The organism is Lactobacillus equicursoris DSM 19284 = JCM 14600 = CIP 110162 (assembly GCF_001434815.1).
Classification (GTDB): domain Bacteria; phylum Bacillota; class Bacilli; order Lactobacillales; family Lactobacillaceae; genus Lactobacillus; species Lactobacillus equicursoris.
The window spans coordinates 11781-29386 of sequence record NZ_AZDU01000027.1 but is presented as its reverse complement, the minus strand read 5'-3'; the positions used below and the strand labels follow the sequence as shown (position 1 = coordinate 29386).

Genomic DNA, 17606 nt, shown 5'->3' with positions numbered 1-17606 from the left:
AAGTCAATGCCTTAACTTAATGACATTGCCCCGCTGGGGATGCCTTTATCTACCTATGCCCGGCCCTTGTAAGTACCTTCCAAGGTGTTGATTACCAATTCGTCGCCTTCGTTGATGAAGTCTGGAACCGTCACTACCAAGCCCGTTTCCATGGTAGCTGGCTTGCCGCCAGCGGCTGCAGTTGCGCCCTTGATGCCTGGCTGGGTTTCCACAACCTTCATGGTCACCGTTGATGGCAATTGCACTGCCAACAGTTCGCCGGCTTCCGTAAATTCCAGGATAACCTCGATGTTTGGCATCAAGTACTTGACGTCGTCGCCCAGTTGGTCAGCGGAAATAGCGTATTGTTCATAAGTTTCCGTGTCCATAAAGTTATAGCTGTCGCCTTCAGCGTACAGGTATTGGGCATTCTTCTTGACCAGTTCCACCAGGTCAATCTTTTCACTTGGCCGCATGGTCTTGTGGATCACGCTGCCGGCGCGGACGTCGCGCAGGTCCATCTGCATGACCGTGTTGCCCTTGCCTGGCTTGTGGTGGTTGGCACCCAAAACCAGCATCAGCTTGCCGCCGTCGTCAAAGACCATACCCTTTTTCAGTTCAATTGCTTGCATGTTAAAAAATCTCCTTAAATTTGTAAATAATACCGCCATCCATTATAACAGTTAAAAGCTTCGAAGGTAAATTTTGTCAATTAAGTGCCCTTCCACCTTGTGCAAAATCAGGTTAGCCCGCTCCTTGGTCGGCGCGATATATTGGCGGAGGTTGACCAGGTTGACCATCTGCCAGGTTTCTTCAGCCAGCTGCATAGCCTCCTCTTCTGGGCCATTGGCCAGGTCATAGTAAAAGTTGCTTGGATCATCTTTCTTCATTTTCATGATCTTTTTAAAACGCTGCATGTACCACTTTTCAATCAAATCTTCGTCGGCATCAATATAAATGGAAAAGTCGAAAAAGTCGCTGGTGACCAGCTGGCCGCTTTCCGGCAATTGCAGGGTGTTGATCCCTTCGATGATCAAGATGTCTGGCTGGTTCACGTGGCCATATTGCCCGGGCACAATATCGCTTAGTTCTTGAGAATACAAAGGATAAACGACATCCTTTTTACCAGAAACGACGTCTCGCAAAAAGTCCCGCAACATCTGCATGTTGTAGCTTTCTGGGAAACCCTTGCGGGGCATCAGCTTCCGCCGCTCTAGTTCTGCATTTGGGTAAATAAAGCCGTCAGTCGTCATCATCTGCGTCTTAAGAGCCGGGTAATACCGGGTCAAGAGCAGCTGCAAGAGCCGCGCTGTCGTCGACTTCCCCACGGCTACCGATCCCGAAATTCCAATTACATAAGGAAGCTTTGGCAAATCCCTTTTTAAAAAAGCAGCCTTCTTGGCCATTGTTTCTCGCTTTTGCTCATAGGCCAGGTTTAGATAGGTCAAGAGGGTTTCGTAGATCTCATCGACGTCTTTCACATCTAGTTCGTCGCCCAGTGACTTGACCTTGGCCAGGTCCTCATTGCTGACCGCTAATTTCACCTTGGGCGTCAGGTCTGCCCAAGCCTGTCTCGAAAATTCTGAATAATTTCTCATCATAATATTTGTCCTTTACTCAGTCTTATTCTATTATAGAGGACATAAACAGTATTTTTAACAAACTTTGATAATTTTTTAACAAGGTGAAGCCTATGAAAAAAGTACTTTTATTCGGTGATTCAATCTTTAACGCCTACGACGGCAGCCGGGACACGACCCGCCTGACCGACGCTTTGAAAAAGCGGCTGGGGGACGACTACGAAATCGTCAACGTCTCAACCAGCGGGGCAACGACGGCTGACGTTTTGCCGCGCGTAGACAGCCTGCCAGCCTGCGACGTCTTGGTAGTGGAATTCGGCACCAACGACGCCTCAAACGACTGGGGTATCAGCTTATATGATTACCAGGAAAATCTGGAAAGCCTGCTGAAAAAGGCCCAAAAGGTGACCGGGGCTAGCGACACGATCGTCCTGTCCCCGTCCATGCCGGACTTTAATAACCCAGAGATCAGCAAGTTCTATAGCTTGGAAGGACTGGACCAATACGCCGAAGCTGCGCAAAGGGATGCCGGCAAGACCAACTCCTTCTTCTTTGACCTAACCCACAAGATGGAACGACTGCAAGATTTGCCTTCCTTCTTGACGGAAGATGGTCAACACTACAGCGAAAAGGGGATTTCCTGGCTAGCCGACGTTCTTACGAACGAAATTGCTAATTTAGATTAAAAACAAAAAGACTCGAGCATCCGCTCAAGTCTTTTTACTTACCTAAATAATTGCTCTTCTTGCCAAACCACTTCTGGTTGATCTTGGCTAATTCCCCACTCTTTTGCAGGTCAGCCAGGGCCTGATTGATCTTCTTTCGTAAAGTTTTGTCGCCTTTTCTTAACCCCACTGCAAAGAGGTCGGTTGGCACATCCTGGTTGATGATTTCTTTGTAAGAAGCAGAATCGGCCTCGTGCTGGATGTAGTATTCCGCATAGGTTTCGTCTAGCAAAATCCCCTGAATTCGTCCGGCATTCAAGTCCAAAAAGGCTGACGGAATCGTATCGTACAAGACGCTGTCTTTATGAGGCAGCGTTTTTTGCTTGCCTTCCAGCCAAATCTGGGCCGTCGACCCGCTTTGTACGCCCACGCTCTTGCCCTGCATCTGGCTAAAAGTCTTGATGCCGCTGCTCTTCTTTACTACCAAAACCTGCCGGTTTTCCAGGTAGCTTCTAGAAAAAGCCACCTTCTTCTTCCGGCTGGCTGTCACGCTGTAGCCATTCCACAGGGCGTCGATGGTTCCGTTGCGAAGCTCCGTTTCCTTCATGGACCAGTCGATGGTTTGAAAGTCGGCTTTTAAGCCGAGCTGCTTGCAGACCGCCTTGGCTAAGTCGATATCGTAGCCAACCAGCTGCCCATTTTTCTCCCGAAAGCCCATGGGCACGAAGGTATCGTCAAGGCCAATCACCAAGGTCCCCCGCTGCTTAATCTTGGCCCAGGTATCGGTCGTATTGGCCCTTTCCGTTAGATTGCTGCAAGCCGCCGTCAGGGTAAGGCAGAAAAGCAAGGCGACTAGCGCTAATTTTTTGACCCACTTCATCTTAACCCTCCAGTGGCTTAACTTCTAAGACCTGATCAGCGACTTTTTTAGCAAAGTCCATGTCGTGGGTGATGATCAGCTGGGTCAAGCCAGAATCCTTCAAGCTCAAGATCAGTTCTGCCACCTGGTCTCTTAAGGCTGGGTCCAAGGCACTGGTTGGCTCATCGTAGCAAAGCATCTTAGGCTGCATGGCCAGCGCCCGCGCAATGGCCACCCGCTGCTTTTGACCGCCGGAGAGCTGGTAAGGATACAAATTGCCTTTATCGGCCATCTGCAATTTGCCTAACAGCTCTCTAGCCTCTTTTTCTGCTTCAGCCTTGTCCTTTTTCAAGGCTAATTGAGGAGCCAGAGTAATATTGTCAATTACGGATAGGTTGGGAAAAAGGTTAAAGTCCTGGAAAACGACGCCGACCGCGCCTCGGTCTTCACCGCTCAGCTGGTAAGTCTGCCCGCCCAGGGTCATGGTGCCGGCGTCCGCCGTTTCTAGTCCTGCGATAATCCGCAAGAGGGTGGTCTTGCCAGCCCCTGATGGCCCCACCACCGTCAGGATTTCCCCATCAGCTAAGGTGAAGCTGATGTTTTTTAAAATTTGTCTGTTGCCAAAAGACTTGGCTAAGTTGCTTACTTCTAACATTTTCCTGCCCTCCTATCTGTAGTATGAGTAGTGCTTTTCTAGTTTTCTCAAGATCACCGTGCATAAGCCAATTAAGAGCAGGTAGATCAAGGCGACTAGGACCAGCGGCACCAGGGTCACGTCTCTAGAGGTAGCCAGGTTGCCTGCCCGGAGCAGGTCGCCTAAGCCAATGACGTAAACCAAGGAGGAATCCTTAACCAGGTTGATCACTTCGTTGCCGATCGATGGCAAAACAATCTTGATCACTTGGGGAATCACAATTTTTCTTAAAGTTTGCCCGTAAGTCAGCTGCAAGACCTTGGCAGCTTCGATCTGCCCCTTGTCGATGGCCTGGTTGCCGCCCCGGAAGATTTCCGCGAAGTAGGCCGTGTAGTTTAAAACAAAGGCCACGATCGCCGCCATGTAGCGGGGGAAGGTCAAGCCGATGATGGGCAGGCCGTAGAAGACAAAGATTAATTGGAGCAGCAGCGGCGTCCCCCGCATCAACCAGACATAAACGTTCAAGAACCACTTGAGCGGCTTGAAGCGGCTGTTTAGACCAAAGGACAAGATTACCCCCAAGGGGAGGGAGAAGATCAGGGTTTCAAAGAAGATTTCAAGGGTCATCCCCGCCCCGCTAAAGAGCGACGGCAGGATTTCAAAGACGTAGTTCATGGTCATCCAGCTTTCTATTTTTTCAAAAAGTAAAATGGGAAAAGAAAAGTCCTCCTGATCCCTTAGGATCAAGAGGACGCAATTGACGTGGTTCCACCTCAGTTTCGCTCGGGCCTCGCGGCCAGAGCCTCACTAGCTATGTAAGCTACAGCGTTAACGGGCTTAACCGGAAGAGGCTACTGCCTTTTTCGCCCCTCCTGCTCACAGACGTGTATTCAGCCTAAGCCCTGCTCCCCTTTCCACCGCCGGGAAGTCTCTATATGCCTCGCTTAGCTTACTTCTTCTGCTCATTGCAAAAACTATTTGCTAGTAATATTAAGCTATTCTTAAAAATCCGTCAAGCTTTTATTTTACTTTTGGCTATTATTTTCCATTTTGGGCTTACTTAGCTTCGTAAGTGCCGTCCTTGACGGTCAACAGTGGGCTCTTTTCCCCGCTGTAGATGATGTCCAACTTGTACATTGCCCGGGAAATAATCGTGTAAACCAGCTGGGTTTCATCCAGCTCATGGTAGGCAGCCTTTGAGGCACCCCACATGATGACCGCATCAAATTCCAGCCCCTTGGCCAGGTAGCTTGGCAAGACCAAGTCCCCTTCGACCAAGCGCTGGTTGGCGCTGGAGATCAGGTGCGCCTTGGCCCCCTTTTCCTTTAAGGCAGCGGCTACTTTTTCGGCGCTGGCCAGGTCCTTGGTGATGATGGCCGTGGTCAATTTGGCCTCATCGTTGGCCTTTAAGGCGGAAATCAAGGCATCGATCGCTTCGTCATCATTTTTTCTAGCCCAAATGGCTGGCAGCGGCCCCTGCCGGTTGAAGCTTTCGATCTTTTCGCCCCGGCGGAGAACCTGCTTGCTGAAGTCGGTCAGTTGCTTGGTTGACCGGTAGGACTTGGTCAGCTGGACCACCTTGGTTTTTTCTGGGTCAAAAAGACCTGAGATCTGCTTCAAGAGGCTGCTGCTTTCATCCTTGGTAAAGATGGCCTGGTTTAAGTCCCCCAGCATGGTGAACTTGGCCCGCGGGAAGTTGTAGCGGAGGTAGGCCAGCTGAAAGGCGGAGTAGTCCTGGATTTCGTCGATGAAGCAGTAGCGCATGTCCAGGCTGGTCTGCCGGGCCGTGATTTGGTCGTAGAGGTAAAGGTAGGCTGAAGCATCCCGCATGTCGATCTCTTTTTCCTTGAACTTGGCCTTGACCTCGTCTACATGGGCCGCCCATTCATCTGCGCCAATGCCGTACTTAGCCAAGTCAGTCATCTTTGGCACTGCCTTTAAAAAGGCAATATACTGGGCTGGCATGTTCAAAAAGCCGTTATGGTTGATCCGGCGGGCCACTTTCGCCAGGTGCTTGATGGCAATCTTTTTGCCCAAAAAGGCCCGCTCAGCCTTTTCAGATGGGAATTCTTGGTCTGGCCTGTCATAAAGGTCCATCATCTGCTGGTGAGTCAGGCCTTCGATCTCCCGGTCCACCCAGACCTTCTTGGCTTCGCTGGAAATCCGCTTGTTCAAGCGGCGGATCAATTCTTCGCGCGTTGCGTCAATCCGGTTGCCCAGCTTGTAGTTCTCGTTAAAGGAGTAATAGAGCTCCTTAATTTCCTCTTTGGCAAAGAAAGGCTTTTTCTTGGTTCTAAAGTAGATGTTTCTAAAAATCATCCCCGACTGGTTCAGGTGCTTGCCATAGCGGGTGGCCAGCTTGTAAAAGGCCAATGAATCCTTAAACCGGCTGATGGCCGTGTCTGCCGTTTGGTCTTCAAACTGCTCAAAGAGGTTTTGCACGTGCATTTTTGGCAAGCGGCGCGCGATAAACTGCCAGTAGGTCATCTGGACCATGTTCTGCTCGCCCATTTCTGGCAGGACATTTTCGATATAGTCGTTAAAAAGCTGGTTAGGGCTGAACATGATCACGTTGCTGGACCTGAGGTTGCCCCGGTAGCGGTAAAGCAAGAAGGCAATCCGCTGCAAGATGGCACTGGTTTTGCCCGATCCAGCCGCCCCTTGGACAAAGAGCAGCTCAGAATTGGTGTCCCGGATGATCTTGTTTTGTTCTTGCTGGATGGTCTTGACGATGGACTTCATTTGGATAGAAGACTTTTCTGACAAGACCTCCATCAGCATCTGGTCGCCGATGGTTTCATCGGTGTCAAACATATTGATGATGGTGCCATCTTCGATCATGAACTGCCGTTTTTTGCTCATGTCAACTTCAATTGGCCCTTCTGGTGAATAGTAAGTCACCTTGCCAATCTTGCCATCGTAGTAGATGGAGGAAATTGGTGCCCGCCAGTCGTAGATGAGCAGCTGGTTTTGGTCATCCATGAAAGAGGCCAGACCAATATAAATGCTTTCATGGTCTTCACCAGGCTCGGTAAAGTCCACTCTGGCAAAGTAAGGGTGAACGTGAAGTCTTTTCAGGGTCGCCAGCTCCCGGTCATTGACCTGCCAGGCGTTGTCCCGCTCTTTTAACAGCAGCTGCTGCTGCTGGATGGACAAGGCGGTATCCATGGATGTCGAGTAGTCATCAAAGTCCAGCCGGATGTCATCGTAGAAGTGGGCACTGAGGCTGCGGGCTTCTTCCTTGTCTTTGACAATCGCCTTTTGCAGCTCGTCGCCCTTTTGGTCAATCTCATGCAGGACCTGGTCCAAGTGGGCCTGTTCGGCCATGCGTTCTGAATTTTCAGCCATGAAAAACACCTTTTCTAAATAGTCAAAAAATTTCTATCCTTACAAAAACTTCCTAATATTCTATCATTTTTTCAGGCAAAACTAAAGCAAGAGGCTTTTACAAAATAGTTAAGTCCTGCTTAAATCTCTGCCCTCCCTTGAGCTTTCCTCTAGGAAAAAAGCACAAAAGCTCTTATAATAATGATCGCAAGGAGATTTATATGCGACGCTTTTTTAACTTTATCAAAGACCTCTTAATCGCAGCCATCTTGGCGGCGGTCGCCTTAAACTACCAAGACCAGCTGAAGACCCTGGCTTACGACGTCAGCGGCGAAGTCAGCGCCTTTTTGACAGAAAAAGGGATCCAAACCGGAAACCTGGGCTTGTCTGATGGCACCATTTTGGAAACCAAGGCCACCAAGACGACCAAGAACACGACCGGCTACACCTGGAAGAAGCCAACCGCAACCGTCTACGTCAACTTGAAGCAGGCTGACCTCTATAACGCCACCATCAACGCCATGGCGGCCTGGAACCAGACCGGGGCCTTTACCTTTAAGCAGACCAAGAACCGGAAAAAAGCCCAGATCGTGGTCACTACTGCTTCTAAGTCAGACGGCGCAGCGGGCTTGACCACCTACAAGTACTACAGCGGCATCCGCAGCCTGTATTCTGCCAAGGTGGCTCTCAATACTTACTATTTGGAAAACAGCTACTACAACTACACCCAAGCCCGGATCGTCAACACGGTTGAGCACGAACTGGGGCACGCCATCGGCTTAGACCACCGCAGAGGCGTCACCGTCATGTACCCAACTGGGTCCATTTACTCCATCCAGCCTAAGGACGTGGCTTTAGTGAAGAAGATTTACAAGGGGAGACATTAGAATTGAAGCATATTTACCTGGTGCGGCATGGGAAGACTTTTATCAATCGCTACAACAAGATGCAGGGCTGGTGCGATACGCCCTTGACTGACGAGGGCAAGACAGGCGCGGAAAAAGCCGGCGAAGCCCTGCATGAAATTCCGCTGGATATTGCCTTGTCCAGCAACACCCTCAGGGCCAGCGAAACCGCCCAGATCATCATGGGCAAGAACTGCAACAAGGACAGCTTGGAGCTGCTCACCTCGCCTTTTTTCAGAGAGCACTTCTATGGCTACTTTGAAGGGATGGATAGCGACCTTGCCTGGCGGATGGTCGGCGCCCGGCACGGCTTCACCAGCCTGGAAGAAATGTACCAAAAGGCTTCTAGCGACCAGATCGCAGACTGGACCAAGGAGGCCGACCCTTACGGGGATGCGGAAAACAGCCAGGAATTCTGGAAGCGCTGGGAGCAGGGCTTCAAGCTGATCAGCCAGCTGGACGGGGCCGACAACATTCTCTTGGTCAGCCACGGCTTTGCCATCAAGACCATCGCTGAGCGCTACGCCGTTGACGGCATTGACACCTCGGTCCACCCGCAAAATGCTTCGATTTCAACCTTGACCATGAGTGAATCTGGTCAAGTAAAAATGGTCAAGTACAACCAGTTGCAACTTTTTTAAAAGGAACTATAATTATTTTGCTAGCAGAAAAAGTCAGATTTTTTCAATGGAGCCAAAAAAATGAAAACAAAAATCTTTGGTCACCGCGGCTATCCAGCCAAGTTCCCGGAAAATTCCCTGGCAGGCTTTAAGTACTGCATGGAACATGGCGCTGAAGGCATCGAATTCGACGTGCACTTAACCAAGGATGGCGTGCCCGTCATCATGCATGACGAAAACATCAAGCGGACGACCAATGGCAAGGGCTTGATCAAGGACATGACCTTGGGCGAGCTCGACCACTACCACTTGGCCAATGGGGAACGCATCCCCCGTCTGGCCGACCTCTTCAAGCTGGCCGAGAAGGAAAATTACGCTGGGCAATTAAACCTGGAAATGAAGACCAACAAGTTCGACTACTCAGGTCTGCCAGAGAAGATCTTTTTCCTGATGAAGCTGTTCAAGTTTAACCAGCCGATCATCTTCTCTTCTTTCAACCTGAACACCCTGTTGCACGCCAAGGAAATCCGGCCACAGGAAAGCTACTACTTCTTGACTGACAAGAAGATCAAGGATCCTGTAGCCTTCACCAAGGAGCACGGCTTAAAGGGGATCCACCCGAAGCGGCTTTTGGACACCAACGTACCGGAGCGGATCTGGACGGTGGACAGTCCTCGCCGGGCTAAGAAGATCATCGAATTCGGTGCGGCTGGCTTTTTTACCAACAAGTTCGAAGACATGATGGCATTGAGAAAGAGCGTGGCTAATTATTAAGTACAATAGCAAAGAAAAACTAAAAGTAATCTGATTAAGCATCAGATTGCTTTTTGCTTCTCCCTTATTTTGGTAATTGGTTAATAAACTGATCGATCTCTAATAAAAATTCCACCAACTCGCGATGGTCTTGCCCATTGCTTTGATAATGGTCCTGCAGGTCTTTGAGGGACATCTTTTCCATTAGTTTCGAAGCAGTCTTGTCCTTGATCCAGCGTTTCTTTCTTGAGGTCATCAAGTCATACATGTGCTGCTTGACGTCTTCATAAGGTTCAAATTTTAGAATCCGGCCCTGGTCCTTGAAAACCAGGTAATTCTCGATTTCCCGCTTGTAAGTAGCATGAATATGATCGGCGGCTTCTGGATACTTAGCCTTGATCTGCTGCAGATGGTGGCGGCTTTGGCCAGCTTCCGGTGTCCCCTTGTCAGAGTCGATCAGGATAAACCAGGGCTCGTTTAGCTTGGAAAAAAGGTCAAAGTTGAGCCAGGCAAGCAAGCTCCCGCATCCCCCGACCGGCAAAATGAACAGGCCCTTGTGGTCAAAAGTATCGCTGACCAGGCCTTCTTCATACAGCCACTGGTTGATCTTAGTGATAAAGCGGACGTCTTCTTGCCCTTCCACCAGCAAAACGCAGCTGGACCGGCCCGCCCTTTGACTGCCGGAAATCCCCAACTTTTGGGCAGCGGCGAAAACCTGGTCATCGGTCAAGATCTGTCTTTTCCCGCCAACATTTTCAATGATCTTGATCCCTTCTAAGGGGAGTAGCCCCATCAGGTGGGGGCTGTTAGGAATCAGGATGACCTGTTTATTTTTAGCCACCAGCTTTAAAACGGCCTGAGCCAATTTGGCATCTTCATCTTCAGTCAGGTCCTCTTCTTCAAAGGCGTAGATCACATTGTCGATGCTGGCATTCTCGCTTTGGGCCAGCAAAAAAGACAAGATCAACTGGCTCGGCTTGGGGTTGGCACTTTCGCTGATTCTCGCCTGCCGCTTGATCATGTCAGCAAAGTCTTGCTCTTCAAAAACGAATTGCGGCGCAGGCTCTTCGCCCAGGTCTTTATAATTAGCCAGGATTTGGGACAGGTTCCGCCCCACCCGCTCATCGATATAGTCCTGGACTTCCTTGATCTCGACCTGCTTGTCGCGAATGGCGCTGCGGACCACGAATTTCAAGGGACTGGTAGCTTTCGATTCCCGGTCAAAAAAGACATACATAGGCAATTGCGCTAACAATTGTCTAAAGTGCTTGCGATTTTGAGGAGTTACTTCTTCAAAGTCATTGCCATCTTCGCAAAAATAATCCGTTTCTGCCAGGTAGTTCTTCAGGTCGTACTTTTTCTTGATCGCCAGCTTTTCAAAAAAGCAAGTGATCGAAATCTCCCAATCCCCATCTTTTAAGGCTCGCTCGTTTAAGTCCTGCAGTTTTAATGGCCGCTTGGCCAAGGGACCATTGAAAAAGATGTCCAGCGCCCGCAGGATCGTCTTTTTGCCTGAGTCGCCTTCGCCTAAAAGACTGGTCAGGGGGGCAAAATTCAATTTAAAATTCCGGTAACCACGAAAGTTGTGCAATTCAACTGACTTGAGCAACATATTAGCACCTGCTTTGCCTTACTCATCCTGTTTCTGCTCGTCTGTTTTCGTTTCGGGTAAATCATTTGGCGCGCTGTTTTGCAGTTCCCGGTAAGCCTTGCGGCTGAGCTTGATCTTTTCGGTCTTGGTCGTCAGCTCCGGGTTAGCCAGCTGCCGGCTGATCCGGTCAAGGCGGGCTGCTTCTGCTTCGCCGCGCGCCTCAGCCTCTGCCTTGAGCCGGGCCTGCCTTTTGACTCTCGCCTTATGGTCCTTCATCCACAAGGTTGGCATGATGGCCACGGCTCCTAAAAAGCAGCCAGTGGTGTTAGCGATCATGTCCTTCACGTCATAGACCCCTACGCCGGTCCAGCGCTGGAAGTGCTCGATGAAAAAGGACAGGCAAAAGCCGATAAAGGTGGTGATCATGATGCTGTGTAGCCACTTAGTCCAGGAAGGAAGAATGTAGCCTAAGGGAATAAAAAGCATCACGTTTAGCAAAAATCCGTAACGTCCACTATAACTGTAGCTAGCAAAGACTTTATTGATCCCCCACTTCCAAAACATCGGGTCCTCTAAAACTTCGGGTCCACTAGCTAAGCGGATCGGATGCTGGTTAAAGTAGATAGCAGCCGTTAAGAGTCTCGCAGCAAAAACGTAGTAAAATAGGGCACAGCCATAAACTACGGTAACAACCAATCTAAAAAAACGGTTTCCGGTCAAAATCGCAAAATATCCCGCAACTACACAGGCAAAAATAATTGCTAAGCGAATCAGCAGTGCTAGCTCATGATACATACTTCGTCACTTCCCCCGAAAAAATTGTCTTTTTCTCTTTTTTCTGTTCTATCTATTTTATAACAATTTTCTTTTTAGCAAAAATGAAGAGCGAAAATTTCCAATAAACTTTTTAGTCAAAGCTGACCTAAAGCCAACAAATATCCCAAGTTGTGGTATGATGATCGTTGCAGTGTCTATCCTATTAACTGGTCTGACTAATCAGATTAAACAAAACGATAAAGAAGGGAAAACAATTTTTATGGACAAAGAAAAAATCAATCAGCTCTGGGACAAGTATAAAGACATGATCCCCTACGTCATCTTCGGCGTCTTAACCACCGTCGTTAACATCGTCGCCTACTGGCTCTTTTACCGCGTCTTCCACGTCTACATGATGGTCAGCAACATCATTGCCTGGTTTGCCTCAGTCCTCTTTGCCTACCTCACCAACCGCAAGTGGGTCTTTCACAGCGAAGCCGAAACCTTTGAAGACTACTGGAAGGAAATCCTAGCCTTCTTCGCGGCACGGCTGGGCACCGGGATCTTAGACTGGCTGATCATGTTCATCTTCGCCAAGCAGATGGGCTTAAACGACATGGTGATCAAGATCGTTTCTAATGTTGTGGTGATCGTCTTAAACTATGTTGCCAGCAAGTTCTGGATTTTTAAGTCTAAAAAGTAGCAAAATTATTTGTATGACATTTATTATTCCCATTAACATATCGTAATAACTTATTTTAAAAGGCACCTCAGGGTGCTTTTTTCATTGTTCAAAAGGAATTTTAGTAAAAAAGTTAAATCAGCCCTTTATTTGTCTAGTAAAAGAATTATATAATAATAGTATTAATCAACTGCCTTCATTCCATCAAAAGGCTGCGTGTAAAAAGAAGAAAAGAGAAAGAGGGAAAAAGATGAATAAGCGTCATTTTCAACTGGCTGTCGCTTTGCTAGCTAGTTTGGCCCTGTCTGCTAGTCCTGTATTGGCCGACAGTCAAACTAACCAAGCAAATGCGGCTGCTACTCAACAAGCCACTACTACTGACCAAGCCAAAGCTGATCAAAACAAGACTGATCAAGCTAGCAGCCAATCTAGCTCAGCTAGCCAATCCAGCCAAACTGATCAAAAGACTACCAAACCTGAGACGAAGGTAGTCAAAATCAACTTAAAGAACTACCTAAGCCAAAAGCCAACGGTAGTCCAGCTAAAGAAGACAGTAACTCTTTACAAAAATTCAGCTTTGACCAAGAAAGCCCAAACTGCTAGCAAAGGCACCCACTACCTTGTCAGCAAGCTGACTAAAAATAAAGATGGCGTACCAGTTTTGAAGCTGCATAACGGCAAGTACGTGGCTGCCAAGAAGAGTGACCTAGCAGCAGTTAAGCCATACCAAAACCCAAAGCAATACCACCAAATTCACTACACCCGGGTGAAGCCTTATGGCAAGGTTGGCTACACGGTAAAGCGCGGCTACGAAGGGATCAAGACTTACTTGATCATGAAGCGCCTTGGTACTTACAACGGCTACAACATGTACAACACCGCTACCTGGTACGCTGTCCGCAACTTCCAAGCCCGGAACCATTTAAAGGTAACTGGTAATGTTGACCAAGCAACCTGGACCAAGTTAGGTTTAGGCAAAAAGCTTTTCAAGCAAATTGACTCCTACACCGCCCCCCTTGGCGCACAAGCCTGGCAGGGACGAAACGCTCACATTGAAGCCATGATCCGCCACGCATACAAGTACTTGGGGCACCCATACTTGGTTGGCTCATCATCCATGACCCGCTACGGTACCGACTGCTCCGGCTTGGTTATCCAAAGCCTGTACGCCGGTGGGATCAGCCCAGTGCCAGTTAGTGCTATCGGCCACGCCCACCCAGGCAACGAATGGAACTCACGTAACCTTTGGGCTGACAAGAAGCTGAAGTGGGTGCCATACTCTCGCCGCAGACGCGGGGACTTAGTCTTCTACTACCAACCAGGTACCCGCACCATCTGGCACGTGGCGATTTACTTAGGCAATAACATGGTGATTGAAAGCTGGCCACCACGCATCATGGTGCAGCCAATTTCTAACTCCCAACGCAATGTAATTGCCGGCATCAAGCGGCCATTTATCTAACCATGAAGATCAGAGCAGTTTTTTTACTGGTTCTAGCTGAATTAGGTCTGGCTTTCTCCCTATTGAAGCCAGTACCTGTTTACGCCGATCAACCAGATCAGCAAAGCAGCAGCCAGCAAAATAATCAACAAACAAATACACAGCAGAACACAGATCAACAAAGCAATCAACAGAATAATAGTCAGCCAAATAACCAACAAAATTCTGACCAAAATCAGCAAAATAATCAAAATAATGGCCAAAATTCTAACAATAATTCTGGCCAAAATAATCAGCAGATCCCTGATGGTTGGAAGATTGTTGGTAAAAAGCGCTACTACTACATCAACCAAAAGAAGTTAACCGGTTGGCAAGATCTAGAAGGTCAAAGATACTACTTTGCGGCAGATGGCCACATGGCACAAGGCGTGACCAAGATTGGCAAAAGCTCCTATCTATTTAGTAGGGCAGGCTTACTCCAAGTCGGTCTTAAAAAGTATGGTAAATACTGGTACCTTGCCAGCAATACCGGCAAACTTTTAACAGGGCGGCAAAAGGTCAGCTCCAAGTCTTACGGCTATTTTAGTACTAAGAATTATCGGAGATCTTTTAAAAGCGTTAAAACCAAGAAAACTTATTACTGGATTAGTAAAAAAAGCGGCAACATCACCGGCATGCGCTTAGAAGCCAAGGTAATTGGGCAAAGGCCACTGGTAACAGGCTGTGAAATTACCGCAGCAGCTATGATGCTGAACTACGCTGGTAAGAAGATCAGCAAGTATCAAGCAGCGGCCGCTACACCGCGCAATTCCAACCCTAACCTCGGCTTTGTCGGCAATCCTTATTCCTGGACTGGTACCTGGATTGCCCCACTAGGCTTAGGACTAATGGTTAGAAAGTTCTTAGGTCAGTTTAAGAACATGTCTGGTTCTAGTCTTTCAACCTTGAAAAAACAAGTCTGGAAACATCACCCAGTCGTGGTTTGGGTTTCCTGGGTCGACCACTTTCCAAACCATGCCTTGCTCTTAACTGGTTACAGCGGCTCTAAAATTTACTACAACGATCCCTGGACCGGTAAAAAGGCAGCTATGAGTGCCAAGAACTTCTGGTATCACTATTCAACCCTGAAATGGCTAAGTGGCAGCAAGCGTGCTTTAAGCTATTAAGATAGCAACTAAAAAAGGATTCAAGTTTTTAACTTGAATCCGAATCATAAAACTTACTAAATCTTGATAATCGCATCAATATTGGTAAGTTTTTCTGATATTCCTTTCTAGTTAAATCTATGGGTAGATTCAACTTGGCAAAAGAAATCAGATTTTTAACCTTTTGAAGTTAAGGTCAGTGAGTACGGTTGGCTGTCAAACAACGCCAAATGGCATTATCCAATAGCTTTTTATCTGCCCCACTGGAAACTTTTAGCATGGCAGCCTTGAAGGCATCTTGCCTGCTAAAAAGCAGGCAAGCATATCGTGATGCCTTCTCGAAGCAGTCAAGCTGTGATTTTAATACCCCGAACTAAGTTCGTTAAAGCTGACTGCTCTTACATGCTAGAGCCTTCAACTTTGTAGTATTGCGTGGCTTATGCTTCTTTTATCCGACTGTCAAGAATCTCCTTAACTCGCTTGTAAGGCGTGTAAAGCGTGATTTCTTTGTCAGTTAATCTACTCAATATATTTTTTGCAGCGGCGGTATTTGCATTCATCTCACCGCATTTCTTGCACCTGGTGAGTTCATGATGACTGCCGTATCTTTCCTCAAAATGCTGCCCGCAAATTGGACAGTACTGAGAAGTATATGCCGGGTTGACATCATGAGTTTCAATCGAATTCTTGCTTGAAAGATATACAATGCGCTCATCTAATTGACCCTTAGTCCATGAATTCAAGCGCTTGCGCATCTTTCTTGCAAATCTGCTGTTGTCTGATTTGACGCCTTTTTCTTTTACAAACGTCAAGTCTTCCTTGGCAATAACCGCCGGATGCTCAGTCTCGATCATTCTGTTTATCGCATAGTTGATAAAGCTTCTGACAGTTTCTTGCGCTGAGCGGTAGCTCTTGCCATACGACTTTCTGCCGATATTGTTCTGCTCCAGATTCTTAAGCTTGCCAAGCAGTTTTCTTTTCTTCTTTAAAGCAGTCTTAGACAAAGCTTTGTTTGCCTTCTCCAGTTGCTCAAGCTGCTGATTGAGCTGCCAGCGCAAACTCATATAAGGCTGCCGATTCGCGTTTCTCTTGCCGTATTTGTCAACGATGGCATTGGCAAGCATGCTGAAGTTTTTACCATATTCATTGCCGCTGCTGCAGGAAAGCAGGGTGGCAAGCCCCTTGTCAATGCCGATCGCCTTCTTTGAATCGCTGCTGTAGCGTTTGCTAGAGATCAGCTTATGAACTTCGAGGCGCTGCTTGATGCGGTCAAGCACCACTGTGATATCGCCGGTGCGTGGATAACTCCACGGGCTGGTCATCTCTACAGAAAACTGCTTTCTAGGTAGGTCTGAACTGAATGAAAAAGAATTTCCTTCAAATGCCCAATTCAAGTCACACTTCATGCTAGAGCCAAGCTTGCCCGACTTGCATGCCCGGTAGTGGTAGCGGTAAGTAATCCTACGCAGGTAGCTATGCGCTTGCTTGATTTCCTTATCCGTTAGCTTAGCTTCTATTTCATTTAAAGCCTCAGCGTATTTTTCTGGCAGCTCAATTGGCTTGTGAAGAAGAACGGCTTGCCATGCGCTCTTAAATTTTAAGGTAAAGAACAAAAGGTGACGCTGATCTGCAGAAAGATTTTCATTTGCTGGGATCAGCTTCTTCAAACGGTTAGCCAGATTCGACCACATGCTTTTTATGTTAGCGCATGCTTCACGGAGAGCGCCAACCCAATGCTTGGTCTGAAAGTTATAGACTGTTTCCAGCTTACCTTTTGAGCCTTTAACCGGCTTATCCAACTTGCGAACTTGGTTGCGCAGAACCCGCCAGTTATTAACCGCTAGCATTGACTTGATGCCGCAGTAGCGGTTCAAAAAGAAATGCCGGCACCTGCCGTATCTTTCAAAGAAGTCTGACATTCTGGCAAATTCTTCATCGCTTAACTTTTTGGAGTAGACTTTAATCGTCTTGGGCTGAGTCTTTGTCACTGTCTGCTTGATTGAAGAGCTTTTTACTTTCTTGGATGACTCTTGCATTTTGATGCGACCTCTTTCCATACAGCTTAGCTGAGAAAACAGTGATTATAGATAAAACATCTTCCACAAGTTCTGAATTCGGATCAACGTTGTCTGTCTGATTGATGACAACCAAGTCAACGTCGTTTGCCTGGCAGATTGTCTCAATCATTTCAAAGCCAAAACGAACAAGTCGATCTTGGTAATTTACCACGACTCGTTCGCACTGCTTCTTGCAGATCATATTGATCAGCTCTGTCAAGCCCTTTTTCTTATAGTTGAGACCAGATCCAATGTCTTGAATGATCTTAAACTGATAGCCATTGACTTCACAATATCTGGATACTACGTCTTTCTGCCTTTGGAGGTCTTCTTTTTGATGACCAGAAGAAACCCGGCAATAGCCGATGGTCAGCAGCTTCTTAGGCTTGGTAGCTTTCACATTTCCTTGCAAAACTTCATCTAGCATTTCTTTAGTATAGCGACGTTGATTGGAGGCGGTTCTAAGCGGCGTAATTAGTCCCTCAGCTTCCCAATTGCGGAGAGTTGACTTGGCAACATTAAGATATTCAGCTGCTTTTGATATGGACATGTATTCGCTCATTATTTCTTCCTTCCAATCTTTTGATACCGGAATCATATCATGAATTGGCA

The 17606-nt window shown here is 47.7% G+C and carries 17 protein-coding genes and 1 other annotated feature; of the genes, 7 read left to right on the top strand and 10 right to left on the bottom strand.

Translation table 11 applies throughout. From position 1 onward, the window contains the following. Positions 1-53: 53 nt before the first annotated feature. Together efp and coaA are read right to left on the bottom strand one after the other, a co-directional pair. Positions 54-611: an elongation factor P gene (gene efp / locus FC20_RS06305; protein WP_008460502.1), complete on the bottom strand. Its 558-nt coding sequence runs from the start codon at positions 609-611 to the stop codon at positions 54-56. Between the two features lie 51 nt (positions 612-662). Continuing rightward, positions 663-1577 carry a type I pantothenate kinase gene (coaA, locus tag FC20_RS06300; RefSeq protein WP_039943337.1) on the bottom strand — a complete coding sequence of 305 codons (915 nt, stop codon included), beginning with the start codon at positions 1575-1577 and terminating at the stop codon, positions 663-665. A 95-nt stretch (positions 1578-1672) separates the two neighbouring features. Here coaA and FC20_RS06295 point away from each other — a divergent pair, with 95 nt between their 5' ends. Continuing rightward, the gene (locus FC20_RS06295; protein ID WP_008460500.1) at positions 1673-2245 is read left to right on the top strand and encodes an SGNH/GDSL hydrolase family protein; all 573 of its coding nucleotides are present in this window, start codon (positions 1673-1675) and stop codon (positions 2243-2245) included. A 34-nt stretch (positions 2246-2279) separates the two neighbouring features. Here FC20_RS06295 and FC20_RS06290 read toward each other — a convergent pair whose 3' ends face one another. The 4 genes from FC20_RS06290 to helD form a co-directional block, all read right to left on the bottom strand. Next, the gene (locus tag FC20_RS06290; protein WP_008460498.1) at positions 2280-3104 is read right to left on the bottom strand and encodes an amino acid ABC transporter substrate-binding protein; all 825 of its coding nucleotides are present in this window, start codon (positions 3102-3104) and stop codon (positions 2280-2282) included. Position 3105: 1 nt separating this feature from the next. After that, complete coding sequence (locus tag FC20_RS06285; protein WP_008460488.1) at positions 3106-3738, bottom strand: amino acid ABC transporter ATP-binding protein; 633 nt, start codon at positions 3736-3738, stop codon at positions 3106-3108. Between the two features lie 12 nt (positions 3739-3750). After that, positions 3751-4392 (bottom strand): amino acid ABC transporter permease, encoded by a 642-nt coding sequence (locus FC20_RS06280; RefSeq protein ID WP_008460486.1) that lies wholly within the window; start codon positions 4390-4392, stop codon positions 3751-3753. A gap of 69 nt (positions 4393-4461) precedes the next feature. Then, positions 4462-4692: a binding site (T-box leader), on the bottom strand. 81 nt (positions 4693-4773) lie between these two features. Next, on the bottom strand, positions 4774-7065 hold the full coding sequence (gene helD / locus FC20_RS06275; RefSeq protein ID WP_008460484.1) for an RNA polymerase recycling motor HelD: 2292 nt from the start codon (positions 7063-7065) through the stop codon (positions 4774-4776). Between the two features lie 200 nt (positions 7066-7265). On the opposite strand from helD, the gene FC20_RS06270 reads away from it, so the two are divergent. From FC20_RS06270 to FC20_RS06260, 3 genes are read left to right on the top strand one after another with little or no spacing between them, the layout of a single operon-like run. After that, on the top strand, positions 7266-7931 hold the full coding sequence (locus tag FC20_RS06270) for a matrixin family metalloprotease (protein WP_008460482.1): 666 nt from the start codon (positions 7266-7268) through the stop codon (positions 7929-7931). A 2-nt stretch (positions 7932-7933) separates the two neighbouring features. Beyond that, positions 7934-8590: a histidine phosphatase family protein gene (locus FC20_RS06265; RefSeq protein WP_008460481.1), complete on the top strand. Its 657-nt coding sequence runs from the start codon at positions 7934-7936 to the stop codon at positions 8588-8590. Between the two features lie 60 nt (positions 8591-8650). Further along, positions 8651-9343: a glycerophosphodiester phosphodiesterase gene (locus tag FC20_RS06260; RefSeq protein WP_008460479.1), complete on the top strand. Its 693-nt coding sequence runs from the start codon at positions 8651-8653 to the stop codon at positions 9341-9343. A gap of 64 nt (positions 9344-9407) precedes the next feature. Here the strand turns inward: FC20_RS06260 and FC20_RS06255 are convergent, their stop codons facing one another. Together FC20_RS06255 and FC20_RS06250 are read right to left on the bottom strand one after the other, a co-directional pair. Then, positions 9408-10934 (bottom strand): ATP-dependent nuclease, encoded by a 1527-nt coding sequence (locus tag FC20_RS06255; protein ID WP_008460475.1) that lies wholly within the window; start codon positions 10932-10934, stop codon positions 9408-9410. Between the two features lie 18 nt (positions 10935-10952). Continuing rightward, positions 10953-11708, bottom strand: a complete 756-nt coding sequence (locus FC20_RS06250; protein ID WP_008460472.1) for a VanZ family protein — start codon at positions 11706-11708, stop codon at positions 10953-10955. 241 nt (positions 11709-11949) lie between these two features. Here FC20_RS06250 and FC20_RS06245 point away from each other — a divergent pair, with 241 nt between their 5' ends. The 3 genes from FC20_RS06245 to FC20_RS06235 all read left to right on the top strand — a co-directional run bounded on the left by FC20_RS06245 (position 11950) and on the right by FC20_RS06235 (position 14958). Further along, a complete protein-coding gene (locus FC20_RS06245; protein WP_008460471.1) occupies positions 11950-12372 on the top strand; it encodes a GtrA family protein in 423 nt (140 codons plus the stop codon). A 229-nt stretch (positions 12373-12601) separates the two neighbouring features. After that, positions 12602-13813 carry a DUF5776 domain-containing protein gene (locus tag FC20_RS06240; protein WP_008460469.1) on the top strand — a complete coding sequence of 404 codons (1212 nt, stop codon included), beginning with the start codon at positions 12602-12604 and terminating at the stop codon, positions 13811-13813. A gap of 2 nt (positions 13814-13815) precedes the next feature. Then, on the top strand, positions 13816-14958 hold the full coding sequence (locus FC20_RS06235; RefSeq protein ID WP_008460468.1) for a C39 family peptidase: 1143 nt from the start codon (positions 13816-13818) through the stop codon (positions 14956-14958). A gap of 416 nt (positions 14959-15374) precedes the next feature. Here FC20_RS06235 and FC20_RS06230 read toward each other — a convergent pair whose 3' ends face one another. Together FC20_RS06230 and FC20_RS06225 are read right to left on the bottom strand one after the other, a co-directional pair. Further along, positions 15375-16973 (bottom strand): transposase, encoded by a 1599-nt coding sequence (locus FC20_RS06230; protein WP_269083541.1) that lies wholly within the window; start codon positions 16971-16973, stop codon positions 15375-15377. Beyond that, positions 16897-17556, bottom strand: coding sequence for an IS607 family transposase (locus FC20_RS06225; protein WP_008460464.1), 660 nt, complete (start codon positions 17554-17556; stop codon positions 16897-16899). Before FC20_RS06225 ends, FC20_RS06230 begins: the two co-directional genes overlap by 77 nt. Positions 17557-17606 lie beyond the last annotated feature (50 nt).

What these genes read in the sequence shown, in the direction of transcription:
- efp (WP_008460502.1), bottom strand. Translation starts at nt 611, where the DNA reads ATGCAAGCAATTGAACTGAAAAAGGGTATGGTCTTTGACGACGGCGGC.
- coaA (WP_039943337.1), bottom strand. Translation starts at nt 1,577, where the DNA reads ATGAGAAATTATTCAGAATTTTCGAGACAGGCTTGGGCAGACCTGACG.
- FC20_RS06295 (WP_008460500.1), top strand. Translation starts at nt 1,673, where the DNA reads ATGAAAAAAGTACTTTTATTCGGTGATTCAATCTTTAACGCCTACGAC.
- FC20_RS06290 (WP_008460498.1), bottom strand. Translation starts at nt 3,104, where the DNA reads ATGAAGTGGGTCAAAAAATTAGCGCTAGTCGCCTTGCTTTTCTGCCTT.
- FC20_RS06285 (WP_008460488.1), bottom strand. Translation starts at nt 3,738, where the DNA reads ATGTTAGAAGTAAGCAACTTAGCCAAGTCTTTTGGCAACAGACAAATT.
- FC20_RS06280 (WP_008460486.1), bottom strand. Translation starts at nt 4,392, where the DNA reads ATGAACTACGTCTTTGAAATCCTGCCGTCGCTCTTTAGCGGGGCGGGG.
- helD (WP_008460484.1), bottom strand. Translation starts at nt 7,065, where the DNA reads ATGGCTGAAAATTCAGAACGCATGGCCGAACAGGCCCACTTGGACCAG.
- FC20_RS06270 (WP_008460482.1), top strand. Translation starts at nt 7,266, where the DNA reads ATGCGACGCTTTTTTAACTTTATCAAAGACCTCTTAATCGCAGCCATC.
- FC20_RS06260 (WP_008460479.1), top strand. Translation starts at nt 8,651, where the DNA reads ATGAAAACAAAAATCTTTGGTCACCGCGGCTATCCAGCCAAGTTCCCG.
- FC20_RS06255 (WP_008460475.1), bottom strand. Translation starts at nt 10,934, where the DNA reads ATGTTGCTCAAGTCAGTTGAATTGCACAACTTTCGTGGTTACCGGAAT.
- FC20_RS06250 (WP_008460472.1), bottom strand. Translation starts at nt 11,708, where the DNA reads ATGTATCATGAGCTAGCACTGCTGATTCGCTTAGCAATTATTTTTGCC.
- FC20_RS06245 (WP_008460471.1), top strand. Translation starts at nt 11,950, where the DNA reads ATGGACAAAGAAAAAATCAATCAGCTCTGGGACAAGTATAAAGACATG.
- FC20_RS06240 (WP_008460469.1), top strand. Translation starts at nt 12,602, where the DNA reads ATGAATAAGCGTCATTTTCAACTGGCTGTCGCTTTGCTAGCTAGTTTG.
- FC20_RS06235 (WP_008460468.1), top strand. Translation starts at nt 13,816, where the DNA reads ATGAAGATCAGAGCAGTTTTTTTACTGGTTCTAGCTGAATTAGGTCTG.
- FC20_RS06230 (WP_269083541.1), bottom strand. Translation starts at nt 16,973, where the DNA reads ATGCAAGAGTCATCCAAGAAAGTAAAAAGCTCTTCAATCAAGCAGACA.
- FC20_RS06225 (WP_008460464.1), bottom strand. Translation starts at nt 17,556, where the DNA reads ATGAGCGAATACATGTCCATATCAAAAGCAGCTGAATATCTTAATGTT.